We start from the raw sequence: 14290 nt of genomic DNA, 5'->3' as shown, positions 1-14290 counted from the left end.
TAAATAAAAAAATAAGGTAGATAATATGTTAATTTCATTTAATTTTGAGGTTCATCAACCCCATAGATTAAAAAAAGCAGTAGATATAAACAGTAATGATATATGGAATAGATATATAGATGTTGAATTAAATAAGGAGGTATTTAACAGAGTAGCAAATAAATGTTATATTCCTACGAATAGAATAATTTTAGAGTTAATAGATGAATATGATATTAAAGTGGCATATAGCATTACAGGGGTGTTTCTTGAACAAGCCATGGAATTTAACGATGAAGTTTTGGATTTATTTAAAGATCTCGTAAAAACTGGAAATGTAGAACTTATTGGAGAAACATATCATCATTCGCTTTCAAGTTTATTTGAAAATCACGACGAATTTAAGGAGGATATTGTAGAACATAAAAAAATTATCAAAGAATTATTTGGATACAGAACAGAAGTTTTTAGAAATACCGAATTAATATATCACAATAAAATAGCTGAAACTGTCAAGAAAATGGGGTTTAAAGGCATATTTACTGAGGGTGCAGATAGAATTCTTAGTTGGAGGTCTCCAAATTATTTATATAAAGCTTTATGTGGGTTGAATGTCCTTTTAAGGAACTATAAATTAAGTGATGATATTGGGTTTAGATTTTCATGCCCTGACTGGGAGGAGTATCCCTTAACTGCTGATAAATATGCTTCATGGCTTGCGAATTCCCCTGGTGATTGTATAAATATATATGTTGATTATGAAACATTTGGAGAGCATCAATGGAAAGAAACTGGGATTTTTGAATTTTTAAAACATCTTCCTGAGGAAATTGAAAAATATCCAAATATCGAATATGCAAAACCTTCCGAAATAATCGACAGATGCATACCAAAAGGAGATATAGATGTTTTTGAGTTTTCTACATTATCGTGGGCAGATTCTGAAAGAGATGTAAGTGCATGGTTAGGCAATAGAATGCAAAAATTGTCCTTTGAGAGATTGAAGGGTGTTAGGCAATATCTTGGAAAATATATATCGTCAAAACATGAAAAACATCTTAATGAATCTAAGTCCTTAACTCCAAATTTTCAAGGAAAAATATTGGAATATATTATATATAAAAATCTTCAAACAAGCGATAATTTTTACTACCAATGCACAAAGGAATTTAACGATATGGATGTGCATTCTTATTTTAGTCATTTTGAAACTCCTTATGATGCCTATGCGGCTTATATGGATGTTCTTTATGATTTCAAAAACCATCTGATTTTAAGCCAACTATTGAATAAATACATTGAAAAAATTGAAAGTTTAAATTTGGAGATAAAGTCGTTAAAAGAGAGGGATATGGATAACCAAAATAACCATTATCAAAAAGAAGAGGAATTAAATTATGAGGTAGAGAATTTAAAAAATGAATTAAAATCCTTGAAAATTGAACTAATTAATAAAGACAAAGATATTCAAAAGCTAAAAAATGAAAATAGTAAATTGATTAAAGAAATTGTAATGCTAAATTCAAAAATTCCGAATAAATTAAAGAGAAAAAATCATGAAAATTTAAAAGATATAGATAGTAAGAAAAAAGAAAAAGAAATAAATCATAATCTTGATGAATTTATAATTGGTTCATAGTTGCATATTTAATTTTTTAAAGGGATTAATATGGATGAAGAATTTAAAAAAAATCTTAAAAAATTTAAAAAAATGGCAAAATTGAAAGATTATATTAAAAAACCACAGGTTATTATAGTGGGACGTTCCAATGTTGGAAAATCCACACTTGTAAGGTTAATTACCAATAAAAATGTTAGAGTAGGTAAAAAACCTGGTGTAACCTTAAAAATAAATAAATATGATATGGGAAATTATATATTGGTAGATTTACCTGGATTTGGTTTTATGACTGGTATTGATAAAAAGGTTCAGGATAAAATAAAAGATAAAATTGTAAAATATATAGAAGACAATGCTGAAAAAATTGCCTGTTCAATAATATTGATAGATGCAAAGGCATTTCCTGAAATAGTTGATAGATGGGACAAACGGGATGAAATACCAATAGACATAGAAATGTTTGATTTTTTAAATGAATTAGAATTGAATCCCCTGATTTTAGTAAATAAAATGGATAAAATAAAAAAGAATTTATGGGATAGGCATCTCGATAACATAGTTGAATTATTCGGTTATCCTGCACCTTGGAGACAGTGGCTTGATATCGTGGTTGTGGGCAGTTTAAAAAATATAATAGGATTAAAAAATATCACTTACAAAATAAACAATTATGTGGAATTATATTACAAAAATTATTAAAATTAAATAAATATGGTTATTATGCTAAAAGAACTAATAAATAAGATAATTTGGCATCCAAATTACAATCCAAAAGATTATGAAATAGTTTATTTGCATAGGATTGGTAATAACGAAAAAAGGAACAAAGACCAATCCATTCTTAAAGCTATTACTGTGGATAAAATATTGATAGAGGACTCATTTATAATTTATGAAGTAAATAATCGCACAATACATATTCCATTTCATAGAATTTTAGAGGTAAGAAATAAAAAAACTGGGAAGGTATTATATAATAAAAAGCAAAAAAGATAAAATTAACATTTAAAAATAAAAAAGGTATCTATATGGTAAAGGTAGAGGAATACATGACGAAAAATGTGGATTATGTCAGTCCAGAGGATAGAGTAAAGGATGTAATAAAGCTTATCAAAAAAACATCCCATGATACATTTCCTGTGGTATCAGATGGTAAGTTAGTTGGTATTGTTTCAGTTCATGATTTAATTGATAGGGACGAGAATGAAAAAATAAAGAATCTCATGATTAGAAGAGAAAATATGATTGTTACCAGACCTGATACAGATGTTAGAGATGTTGGAAGAATCATGTTTAGAACGGGATTTTCAAAACTTCCAGTTGTAGATGAAAATAACAATCTACTTGGTATTATGACAAACACCGATGTAATAAGGTCCCAAATAGAAAAAACCACTCCAACAAAATTGAATAAAATAATAAAAACTTATAAAAATTTAGGTTATGATGTCAAGTTAAAAAAGGGTGTGGTGCCTGTTGAAAAAATTAAACCAACTCAGTCCAAAATATATGAGGATGAGTTGTTTGGAAGGATTTATGAATTAAAACGTGGTTTGGCAGAACCCATAATAGTTATTAAAACAAAAAAAGGAGATTATTACATATTAATTGACGGACACCACAGAGCAGTGGCATGTTATCTATCAAAAATACCAGAATTGGATGCGTATATAATTGAAATAGACACGGATAAGCCATTAGGTATAGAAAAAACTGCTGAAAAACAGGGTTTAAAAACACTGGCTGATATTAAGATAGTAGATGAAGACAAAAATAATTCATGTGAGATATATGAGCTCGGCTCTAAGATAGCACATTTGCATTAGAAGGATTTTTTGGAATAAGTTAAAAAATAAATATTAATAAATAATAAACCTATAATTTATAATTTTTATTGTATTTATAGAATATCCTGCAAGTTCCTTCCTCAGAAACCATACAGCTTCCAATAGGATTTAATGGATTGCATGGATTTCCAAATAATTTACAATCAGTTGGTAATTTTTCCCCTCTTAGTATTTCACTACATATACAACCTTTAACTATTTTCTCCTCTATTTCTGGGATATCCTCATGCTCAAATATGTCGAATTTTTTATATTTTTCCCTAAGTTTCAAGCCACCTTCTTTTATAACTGGAAAACCTCTCCAAGCAACATCAGCAGGTTCAAATACTTCGTTTATCATTTTTTGAGCCACAATATTTCCTTCGTCCCTTACAGCTCTTTTATACTCGTTTTCAACCTTTGGATTGTTATATACTATCTGCTTCAAAATCATGGCAATTGACACCAAAACATCGATAGGTTCAAATCCTGCTACAACCATAGGAACCCCATATTTTTCACAAGGTTCATAATATGGTTTTAAACCCGTAATTGTTGAAACATGCCCCGGACATATAAATCCATTTATATTTGTTTTTCCCTCACTAAGTAAAAAATCCATAACTGGTGGAGTTTGCCTATGGCAGTTTAATATATAGAAGTTTGAATCATTTTTACCACTTAATTTATTGTTAAGATGTATGAGTTCCGCGGCTGTTGTTGGTGCCGTGGTTTCAAAGCCTATTGCCACAAATACAACTTTTTCCTTATTGTTTTCCTTCTGCTCTTTTGCAAGTTTTACGGCATCTCCTATTCCATATACAATCCTTACATCAGCCCCTTCTGATTGAAGTTGCATCAATGATTTTTTACTTCCTGGAACCCTATACATGTCCCCCAATGTGGTTATTGTATATCCATTTTCAGCCAAATAAATTGCCGTATCTATTTCTTTTTGGGTGGTGACGCATACTGGACATCCAGGACCAGGAATAACCGTGATATTTTCAGGAAGAACATCCCTTATTCCATATTTACAGATGGTATGTTCATGAGAGCCGCAGACATGCATTATCTTTACATTATCATCTATTTCATCTGACAGTTTTTTAATTGTATCTATTGATTTTTTTATCAAAGTTTTGTCGTTGATGTTTATTGTCATAATATCCCTACTATTTAAATAATATTAAGATAATATTTTATAAAAATAAAATGTTTACCATATATAATTTTATTTGAAAATTATTATAATAAAATATAAGGTGAAAATATGTTCCCAGGAAGGTTGAATCCAAGAATGTTAAAACAAATGCAGAAAATGATGAAAGATTTTGGAATGGATGCTGAGGATTTAAAAGCAGTTAAAGTAACAATCGAGTTAGAGGACAAAATACTTGTGTTTGAAAAGCCAAAGGTTCAAGTAATGGATATGATGGGAACTAAAACATACTCCATAACGGGAAAGGCTAAAAAGGTTAAGAAAGAAACAGAAGAAAAACCAGAAGAGAAAATAAAAGATGAAGAGGTTAAATTAGATATCACCGATGAAGATATTGAAATGGTAATGGACCAATGTAATGTTTCAAAGGAAGATGCCATAAAAGCACTGGAAGAATGCAACGGAGATATAGCTGAGGCAATTTTAAAACTAAGTGAATAAAGTTATTAAGATTTTAATTTTATACTATAAAAATATTAAAACTTATATTTTTTACATTTTAACTTATTCCGCAAGAAGTTCCATTTACCGAAAGGTTTTCGTTTAACCCTTCCGTAAGGGGGGGTAATTCACATAAAAATATTATTGAAAACTTTTTTATAATATAATATAAATATACTCCATATATTCAAAAAACCTAAATTTGTGATACAATGGATAATGAAAAAAAGATGTCTAAATTTGCACATATAACCAAGGTCCATCCCTGTTATAATGAAAAATTACACGATAAAATAGGAAGGGTGCATTTACCTGTGGCACCGAAATGTAATATAGCATGTAGGTTTTGTAGGAGAAGTATAGGGGAGGAATGCTGTGAAAATAGACCGGGTGTAGCTCATCATATAATGAAGCCAGAAGAGGTTGAAAATTACTTAAAGGATTTAATTAAAAAGATGCCAAATTTAAAAGTTGCAGGAATAGCAGGTCCAGGAGATAGTTTATTCAATAAAGAAACCTTTGAAACATTGGAAATAATCGATGAAAAATTTCCAAATTTAATAAAGTGTTTATCAACCAATGGTCTTTTACTCCCAAAATACGCAAAAAAACTTGCAGACCTAAATGTAAAAACATTAACTGTAACTGTAAATGCAGTTAAACCCGAAATACTTAAAAACATTGTAGACTGGGTTTATTACGAAGGGAAGGTATATAGAGGAGAAGATGGAGCAAGGATACTTATAAAGAATCAAACCGAAGGTATTAAGAAAGCCTATGATTTAGGTCTAATTATTAAAATAAATACTGTGTTAATACCAGAAATAAATATGGAACATGTTGTTGAGATTGCAAAAACATTCAAAGATACAGCATACCTTCAAAATATCATACCACTTATACCAATGTATAAAATGGAAAATCTTAGAAGACCAACATGCGATGAAATAAGTAGAGTTAGGGATGAATGTGAGGAGTATTTGCCCCAATTCAGAGCTTGCCAGCAGTGTAGGGCAGACGCAGCAGGATTACTATCTGAGAAAAAACACTTAGAAGGTAAGGGAAAAGAATTAAATATATATGATTTAAAACATTTCTCCCATTAATTAATATTTATCAAAAATTATCATAAATACGGTTTGGTGTTAATATGGAAAGAGCAGTTATAACAGTTACTGGAAAAGATAGAACAGGAATAGTGGCAAAAATAGCAAATGCACTTGCAGAAAATGATGTAAATATTTTGGATATAAGACAGTCCATTATGGATGGTTTATTTACAATGATTATGCTTGTAGATATTTCGAAATCAAAAAAGGATTTTGAAGTATTAAGTCAAGAATTGGAAAATATTGGAGAAGAGATTGGTGTTAAAGTGATAATTCAACACGAAGATATATTTAAATATATGCATAGAATTTAATTATTTTTTTCCAAATCTTCTTTTAATTCCAAAGCTTTTTTAATCCATTCTTCTGTAAATGGTTTTTCTGATGCCAACATAACCATGCTTTTTCCATAGAAGGTTTTTCTAATTCTCATACCTTCGGGGAATACTCTATTCATAAAGTCAAGAACCTTTAATATAAAATCTTCTTTTGCATCGTGTATTACTTCATCCATATCTATTGGAGTATCGGTTATTATTTCAAATCTTGAAGGTTGGTCAATGATATTTATCTTATTAAATAATTGAGGAGCATAGGTTTCATCCTCTATTTTTAGTTTAGTTATTATTCTACCATTCTCTGTTTTTGACTCTTCCACAGATACAACATCTCTAACTTTAATAGGTTTTGATGTGGATTTTGGAAGAACGCCAATAATAAAAAATGGTTCTTTCTCTCTGCAAATCATTCTCACTTCAATCAATGATTTTCCAAGTATTAAATCTTCAAGAGAGGTTTGAATAATCTTATCATATATTTCTTTTCCAGCTTTGTCTTCACAATCAACATATATCTTAGCCATATTATCCCTCCGTTTTGATGAAATTATTACTTTAAAATTATTTATAAGTTCCTTTAATATATGTAATTAAATATATGGATATTATATATAAAAAAATAAAATAAAAATAATTAAATATAATTGTTAATATTTAAAGAATTTAAATTCAAAAGTATTTTTTTAAATGGCGTAGTTAATTTGGTTTTTAGCAAGTTCATGTTAATATTTATTTCAATAGGCTTAAACTCATAATCAAATTTGTAAGAGTTATAAACCATAATTTTATCCCCTACTTTAACATCCTCAGTTAAAGGCAGTGGTATTTCTAAAATATTTCCACCGAGTTCGATAATTGGAATCTTACAACTGCATTTGTAAGTAAATCCTTTAATGGTTCCAACCTCGCCGTAGCACATAATATCACCCAACAGCATATTTAAGTTATTTATTGTTATTTACCGTCTATTGACACCAATAGGTTTGCAATATCATTTATTATAGTTAAAGCACCGTTGTATCCAATCATCGCCTTTTTAGTGTGTCCATATCTGTCAATTACAGGAAATCCCACCTTTAATAGGGGAATATCCAAAGCATCAGCCACATATTTTCCCCTATAATCTCCTATCAATAAATCAACAGGATGAGACTTTAAAAAATTCTGGAGTTCATAAAGGTCACCCCCCTCAACTATTGCTATATTTTTATCGTTATGTTTTGCAATGCTATTTATTTTTTTCGTAAAGTATTTGGTATTGGTATTTGAAAGCACAGCTACAACATCCATACCTACTTCGTAGGCAAAATCCACAAGAGCTATTACTTTATCAGGGTCTCCATATATGGCAACCTTTTTATTTCTAACAATATGGTTTGTATCTACCATGGCATCCAATGCATATCCCCTATCATCCCATAATTCATCAGGTATCTCTTTACCAGATATTTTTGATAAAGTCTTTATGAGGTTATCGGTATTTTCTATACCTATTGGAAATTTTAAATTGTAAGATTCAACACCAAATTTTTTTAAGTATTTTGCTCCATCTATCCCTTCCATTCCAAATGATATTGTGGCTTTTGAATTTATAGAATTTTTAATATTATCCACCGTTGTATCGCACTTTGGATATTCCTCCTTAGGCAATCTCAAAGGTCTATCCATTGATTTAATATCCATCAATAAGTTATACATAATATCCAATGTTTTAAATATATGTTCAAGCTCTCGGACATCTCCTGGATTTACAACTCCATGAATTATATTTATTACTTCGTTTTTAGTTGTTTTGGTGGTTTTAGTTTTATTCTTTTTACTACTACTGTTCTTTTCTAAAATGCCCTCAATAATACTTTTTACTGCATTGTTGTATCCATCGATATGGGTTCCAATATATGAGGGAGTGTTAACAGCCATTATATTTTTGTTAACATATCTTTTTTTAACCTCTGATTTTACATCCTCTCCTATGGTTTCACTAAGTCCTGTTGTTAATACAACTATCAATTCTGGATTTTTACTGAGTTCTATATTTTCAACTGCTTTTACAATGTTATCTATACCACCACATATAGCATTTGATTCATAAAATCCTGTTGTGGCTATTTCAAGGGGCTCTTTAAAATGCTCTACAAGGATATGCTTTACATAATTTGCACATCCAAGGGAGCCATGCACAAGTGGAATGGTTTTATATATTCCAAGGGATGCAAATACTCCGCCCATGAGCTGATTCATATAAGGGGGATTTATTGTAATAGATTTTTTTAAATCTACATTTGATTGCATGGCTGATTTGTTGGTTACGTTGTTAGTTATATCGGCTGTTTTTATGATAGTTCCACCCCATTTATCTTATCAATCTCCATATTTTCGAATTTATGGCTCCATAGACATCTTCTGCAAAGTTAATAAATCCATCAAATCCAACATACACCGTGCTCGGAGCCCTACCATTTATGTATGGAATGCCCATTTTATGAACCAATTCTTTAGTTTTACTGTCGGATATAAACACATCTGGTTTGCATTCCATCAGTGCCTCTTCCAATTCATAGGTATTTGGATTATCTATGATTATGGCACCTTTTGGAAGTTTCTTTATAATATCTTCGTAATTCTCTTTATTTGCGAAGTATGTGGCAACTCCAACCACCTCCATTCCGAGCTCATCCATTATTGGACCCATATAGTTGAGAACTCTCTGAGCTCCATGGCATAAAAATACCTTTTTACCATTTAATTCTTTTTTGTAGAAATTAAGTTTTTCTTCGTTCTTTTTTAAATAATAATCCTTTGTTTCTTTTATTTTCTCTTTATCAATGTCCAATATTTTTCCAATATTTTCCAATTCATTACAGCAGTTTTTTATACCAAAGAAATTTGAAACAATGTATGGAACCTCATATACATTTCTCATCATTTTGGCAAATTGTATAGAGCTCTTCATACAATGGACAATATTTAATTTTGCATTATCCATAACCCTTATTTTATCTATTGTGGCATTTCCTGTAAATGAGCATAAAACCCTTATTCCCATTTTATTCAGCATCTCTTCTATTGCATTGGAACTTTTTACGCTGAAATCTCCTATTATATTTACATCATATGGTGTAGGATTATTCAATTTTTTTGTAGCCACCAATTCAAATAACTTTTTATTTGCTATCATATGACCTTTATTTTGAGTTTTTCCTTTAAATCCTGCACATTTAAAGGCAAGAACTGGTATATCCACTTTTGATTTTTTTAAAGTCTCGTTTGCCTTTTTTACCACAGCATCTATGTCATCTCCAATTAATGCTGGAAGGCAGGTTTCATAAACAAATATGGCGTCAGGTTTAAATTCATTGGCAACTTTTAGTATTGCATTGTATAATTTTTTTCACCGCCAAATATTACATCCTCTTCCTTTATATCTGTTGTAAAGCAATACGAATATGTTGAAGGCCTATAATCCCATGAGTAATATGCACAACCAACGTGGGAGTGAATAATATGGACCACATTTTTAATATGGCTGTTAATGATAATTCTTGAACCGTGGAATGTGCATGACCTCTCTGAAAAATCCCCTGGTTGTGTGGGTTCTTCACAGGCAGGCACTATATTGTCATTGCACTTAACGATACAATGACCTATCCTGTCCTTTCTACCTCCAATTTGATTTAATATTTCTGTGTCCATATTATTCACCATTAAATTTATTAAATTTATAATCTTTTTAAATTTTATTTTTAATTTATAAAATAAAGTAAAATTAAAATAAATAAAAATTTTTAATACTTATATCCAATCTATACCTTTTGAAACACATATTTCTTTTAATTCCGAAATTAAATCCTCAGATAATCCATATTTTTTAAGTTCTTCGAGATTTGGTATATCGTCGGGCCTTTCAAAACTACCTCCAAATTCATCACATACATATTTTGCAACTAGAATAGGAACTCCTTTTATATTGGTAATTTGAACAAACAAATCACCATTACTTGGCTTACCTTCCTTACCTATGTTAAAGGTAATATATGTAAATTCATTGTCATTGTTTAATTTTTTCCCGTATTTATCGTAGTATCCAGTTCTCACAATTTTCACCTCTGGCATTTTATCACCCTTTACTGCTGCACTTCATCCCATGGGATTTTTGTATCCAATATTGTATTTACAATTTCATCAAAGAACCTTAGACTACCCATATATCCCATGATAGGCCATCTTGCATAACCTACTCTATCATATACTGGAAATCCAGTCCTAACAAGTCCAATTCCCATATCCCTTGCTATTGTAACTCCTCCTCTTGGATGACCTATAAGTAAATCTACATTCTTTTCTTTTACAGATTTTTCAAAATCCCAAAGATCTGAGAATTGAACTTCTATATTTATACCATATTCTTTTGCAATTTTTTCCATTTCCTTCTTGTAAATTCTTGAAGGTGTTTGAGTATTAACTACTACGGGTTTCATACCTATTTCACAGCAGAATCTTGTAATAGCAATTACTTGGTCAGGGTCTCCAAATATACCAACCTTTTTATCCATCGTATAATGAACTGTATCGGCAATAGCATCCAATAATTTACCCCTTTCATCCAGAAGCTCATCAGGTATCCCTTTACCTGTAATTTTTGCAACATTTATAAGGAAATCATCGGTATTTTTAATTCCTATTGGCACCCCATAGAAATCGGGTATTTTAAATTTCCTTTTTAATAGTAGGGCTCCTGCTCCACCTGCGGATTGACAGAATGCAAATGTTGCCTTACCATTTCCAGCATCTATAAATTCTTCAATTTTAGTTCCAGCAGTTGGGTAATAGAGTATTTCTTCAAGAGGATACCTTAAAGGTTTGTAAAGATTTTCACTAATGTCAAACAATATTGAGAAATCTTCACCTTCATCCAATCCCATAATTTTAAGCATTCTTTTTATTTCCAATATATCTCCTGGGTTGGTTCCAAATCCTGGAATTATATTTATTTTTTTAGGTTCTACCTCTGGGTTTTTTTTGGCGAAATACATTAAAAATGCCTTTGAGGCATTGTCATAACCTGTGGCATGACTTCCTACATAAGATGGACAATGGATAGGAACCACAGGCAATTCAGCCTTTTCCTCTCCGAGTTCTTTTGCAATATTTTTTTTCGCAGCTCTAATAAATGATTCAATATCATCTCCTATGGTTTCTGATGAACAGGTTGTAATTACAGATATTATTTTTGGATCGTATCTTGCTACAAGATTTGTCAATCCATCAACGAGATTTTTCATACCACCATAAACAGCAGCGTGCTCGTGAAATGATGCTGATGCAATGGGTGCAGGTTCTCTAAAATGCCTTGCAAACTGATATCTTGCATAGGTTGTGCAACCCTGTCCTCCTTGAATAAATGGAATTGCTTCACAAACTCCCAGTGTTGCCCACATAGCTCCAATTGGCTGACATATTTTGTTTGGATTTATTGTTCCTTTTCTGGTTTTTTTAACATAATTTATCCCACCACAATTATTAGTTTCAGTATCACTCATTGTTTCACCTTATACTCTTCAAATTTAGCCTCTTTTTCTTGGATTGTACTCCAGACTGGGTGGCAAACAGCTTTATAAATATCCCTTGCAAAATTCACGAATCCTCTAAATCCTGCATAAGGCCCTTCTTCATAACTGTGTGAATTTATTGTAGGTATTCCAAATTTTCTAAACAAGTACCTTTCTTTCAATCCTACAAGCATAAAATCAGGTTTATATAACTCCGCTGCTTCTTCTAACTCTGGTTCGTTTGGAGCATCTATTACAAGAATATCATTTAAACCTGCTTTTTTAAAGTTGCTGTTTAATTTTTCATAGTCATCGTCGTGTGAGAATGTACAACAGGCCACTACATATTCCACTCCAAGTTCTTTCATGGCTCTAACCCAGTGCCAAGTTCTTGGACCGCCAACATAAACCATACATTTTTTACCTTCAAGTTTTGATTTATAGAAATCCAATTTTTCTTTTATTGCTGCCAATTCTTCTTCAATTACTTTATCCACTTTTTCCTTTGGAATATCCAATTTTTCGGCTATATTGTATAAAGCCTCTGCTGTTTGATTTATTCCAAAGAATGAAACTCTTGTAAATGGTATATCAAATCCATCTTTAATCATATGGGCAATATATTCAGCAGACCTTTGGCAATGGACAACATTCAACTTCACATCAGGTAGTTTAAATAAATCATTTATTGAAGCATTTCCTGTAAATGTTACCACATTCCTTACTCCAATTCTTTCCAATAAATTGTTAATTACAGCAACATCCCAATCCATGTTGTAGTCTCCAATTAATGCAACATCGTATGGGGTTTTATCCTCTTCTTTTAAACATTTTTCAGGAAATAATTTTCTCTCTTTTTTTAACCATCTGTAAAACATGGTGTTAAATACATGGTGCCCTTTTGACTGAGATACTCCTGCGAATCCAGGACAATTCATTGGAAATACTGGTTTTTTCACATGTTCTTCAACTTTCTTAGCTACTGCATCTATGTTATCTCCAATAAGTGCCGTAGGACAGTTGGTATATATTATCATACCATTAGCTTGTGGAAATTCTTCAAAGGCTTCCATACATGTTTTTTCTAAGGTTTTTTCTCCACCATAAACAATATCTGATTCTTGCATATCCGTAGTCCAACAGTATCTTCTATGCAATTCATTATCGGATAAATTTCTTCTCGTTCCCCATGTGTAAAATGCACAACCAACTGGTCCATGTATCATGTGAATTACATCTTTAATAGGTCCTCCAACCACACCACGAGCTCCTGCAAATGCGCAACCTCTTTCGGTCATATCTCCTGGAACTGTGTTTATATTACATGCCGGGATTATCTTTTCTTCTGGGTCAAATACATAGGTATGTTTCATTCTTTCAGGGATTGGTTTATCACAATCCAGTAATACATAAGGCATTATTTCACCTTTTTATTAATTATTTTTTATATTTTATTTATATTTTATTTTAATTCCCAATTGCTATTTCTCCTGTTTCTCCTGTTCTAATTCTTACGGCTTCTTCTGTTGGTAAAACGAATATTTTTCCATCACCGTGTTTTCCAGTTCTATTAACCTTCATAATTAAGCCAATAACCAATGGGACATCTCCATCCTCAACAACCACAGAAATTAACCTTTTAGGAATGTATTTTAAATATAAACCCATTTTTTCTCCTTCTTTTATTACCTTTTCCATATCCACTACATCTGGCATATTGGCTGCAAAATATCCTTTCTGTTTTCCCCTACCAAAACATTCTGCCATGGTCATTGCAGGAAATCCCACACTGGAAAGGGCATCTATGGTTTTTTTTACATGGTTTGGTCTTATTACTGCTATTATTTCTTTCACACTTTCACCCTTATTATTTAAATTCCCTTTTCTCCTGTTCTAATGGTGTATGCCTCTTCCAAAGGTTGAATAAATATTTTTCCATCTCCAAAATTTCCCGTTAATGCAGAAGACTTAATAACACCTACAACCTCATCCACTTCATCATCATTTATAGCGAGTAATAAAAGTGTTTTAGGTAATTCATCATAGTATATTTCTCCAACCTGTAATCCACCCTGTTTTCCCCTACCTACTACATTTAATTTTGTGAAAGCAGGATATCCAGCTTCTTCAAGAGCATCTACTACATCATCTACTTTTTCAGGCCTAACAATAGCTTTTAATAATTTCATTTTTTCACCCTTTTTT

16 protein-coding genes and 1 pseudogene are annotated in these 14290 nt (G+C 31.1%); 7 read left to right on the top strand and 10 right to left on the bottom strand.

Translation table 11 applies throughout. From position 1 onward, the window contains the following. Positions 1 to 25: 25 nt before the first annotated feature. From F7B34_RS01900 to F7B34_RS01885, 4 genes are read left to right on the top strand one after another with little or no spacing between them, the layout of a single operon-like run. Positions 26 to 1618 (top strand): polysaccharide deacetylase family protein, encoded by a 1593-nt coding sequence (locus F7B34_RS01900; RefSeq protein ID WP_292459911.1) that lies wholly within the window; start codon positions 26 to 28, stop codon positions 1616 to 1618. A gap of 30 nt (positions 1619 to 1648) precedes the next feature. Further along, a complete protein-coding gene (gene engB, locus F7B34_RS01895; RefSeq protein ID WP_292459909.1) occupies positions 1649 to 2299 on the top strand; it encodes a GTP-binding protein EngB in 651 nt (216 codons plus the stop codon). Between the two features lie 21 nt (positions 2300 to 2320). Next, complete coding sequence (locus tag F7B34_RS01890) at positions 2321 to 2596, top strand: RNA repair domain-containing protein (protein ID WP_292459907.1); 276 nt, start codon at positions 2321 to 2323, stop codon at positions 2594 to 2596. 32 nt (positions 2597 to 2628) lie between these two features. Then, complete coding sequence (locus F7B34_RS01885; protein ID WP_292459905.1) at positions 2629 to 3426, top strand: CBS domain-containing protein; 798 nt, start codon at positions 2629 to 2631, stop codon at positions 3424 to 3426. Positions 3427 to 3475: 49 nt separating this feature from the next. On the opposite strand, the gene hypD is transcribed toward F7B34_RS01885, so the two are convergent. Beyond that, positions 3476 to 4591 (bottom strand): hydrogenase formation protein HypD, encoded by a 1116-nt coding sequence (gene hypD / locus F7B34_RS01880; protein WP_292459903.1) that lies wholly within the window; start codon positions 4589 to 4591, stop codon positions 3476 to 3478. A 108-nt stretch (positions 4592 to 4699) separates the two neighbouring features. Between hypD and F7B34_RS01875 the strand changes: the two genes are divergently transcribed. The 3 genes from F7B34_RS01875 (at position 4700) to F7B34_RS01865 (ending at position 6512) form a co-directional block, all read left to right on the top strand. Beyond that, entirely contained in the window at positions 4700 to 5089 is a 390-nt protein-coding gene (locus F7B34_RS01875; RefSeq protein ID WP_292459902.1) for a nascent polypeptide-associated complex protein, read from the top strand. A gap of 212 nt (positions 5090 to 5301) precedes the next feature. Beyond that, on the top strand, positions 5302 to 6195 hold the full coding sequence (locus F7B34_RS01870; RefSeq protein ID WP_292459901.1) for a radical SAM protein: 894 nt from the start codon (positions 5302 to 5304) through the stop codon (positions 6193 to 6195). Between the two features lie 44 nt (positions 6196 to 6239). Next, positions 6240 to 6512 carry an ACT domain-containing protein gene (locus F7B34_RS01865; RefSeq protein ID WP_292459900.1) on the top strand — a complete coding sequence of 91 codons (273 nt, stop codon included), beginning with the start codon at positions 6240 to 6242 and terminating at the stop codon, positions 6510 to 6512. Here F7B34_RS01865 and F7B34_RS01860 read toward each other — a convergent pair. From F7B34_RS01860 to F7B34_RS01820, 9 genes and pseudogenes are all read right to left on the bottom strand, one after another. Beyond that, positions 6509 to 7060: a methanogenesis marker 17 protein gene (locus F7B34_RS01860; protein ID WP_292459898.1), complete on the bottom strand. Its 552-nt coding sequence runs from the start codon at positions 7058 to 7060 to the stop codon at positions 6509 to 6511. The two genes, F7B34_RS01865 and F7B34_RS01860, sit on opposite strands and share 4 nt — an antisense overlap. 110 nt (positions 7061 to 7170) lie before the next feature. Beyond that, positions 7171 to 7455 carry a hypothetical protein gene (locus F7B34_RS01855; protein ID WP_292459897.1) on the bottom strand — a complete coding sequence of 95 codons (285 nt, stop codon included), beginning with the start codon at positions 7453 to 7455 and terminating at the stop codon, positions 7171 to 7173. A gap of 35 nt (positions 7456 to 7490) precedes the next feature. Next, a complete protein-coding gene (locus F7B34_RS01850; protein ID WP_292459895.1) occupies positions 7491 to 8828 on the bottom strand; it encodes a nitrogenase component 1 in 1338 nt (445 codons plus the stop codon). A 61-nt stretch (positions 8829 to 8889) separates the two neighbouring features. After that, positions 8890 to 10229, bottom strand: a pseudogene (locus tag F7B34_RS01845) (nitrogenase component 1). 99 nt (positions 10230 to 10328) lie between these two features. Continuing rightward, positions 10329 to 10649: a hypothetical protein gene (locus F7B34_RS01840; RefSeq protein WP_292459894.1), complete on the bottom strand. Its 321-nt coding sequence runs from the start codon at positions 10647 to 10649 to the stop codon at positions 10329 to 10331. A gap of 11 nt (positions 10650 to 10660) precedes the next feature. Next, positions 10661 to 12076, bottom strand: a complete 1416-nt coding sequence (locus tag F7B34_RS01835) for a nitrogenase component 1 (RefSeq protein WP_292459893.1) — start codon at positions 12074 to 12076, stop codon at positions 10661 to 10663. Continuing rightward, the gene (locus tag F7B34_RS01830) at positions 12073 to 13503 is read right to left on the bottom strand and encodes a nitrogenase component I subunit alpha (RefSeq protein WP_292459891.1); all 1431 of its coding nucleotides are present in this window, start codon (positions 13501 to 13503) and stop codon (positions 12073 to 12075) included. The genes F7B34_RS01835 and F7B34_RS01830 overlap by 4 nt, the downstream gene beginning before the upstream one ends. Before the next feature lie 49 nt (positions 13504 to 13552). After that, a complete protein-coding gene (locus F7B34_RS01825) occupies positions 13553 to 13939 on the bottom strand; it encodes a P-II family nitrogen regulator (protein WP_292459889.1) in 387 nt (128 codons plus the stop codon). Positions 13940 to 13956: 17 nt separating this feature from the next. After that, entirely contained in the window at positions 13957 to 14274 is a 318-nt protein-coding gene (locus F7B34_RS01820; RefSeq protein WP_292459888.1) for a P-II family nitrogen regulator, read from the bottom strand. Positions 14275 to 14290 lie beyond the last annotated feature (16 nt).

The organism is Methanothermococcus sp. (assembly GCF_015523155.1).
Classification (GTDB): domain Archaea; phylum AGJL01; class Methanococci; order Methanococcales; family Methanococcaceae; genus Methanofervidicoccus.
The sequence above is the reverse complement of the archived record's forward strand: the minus strand, read 5'-3'. Positions and strand labels throughout refer to the sequence as shown.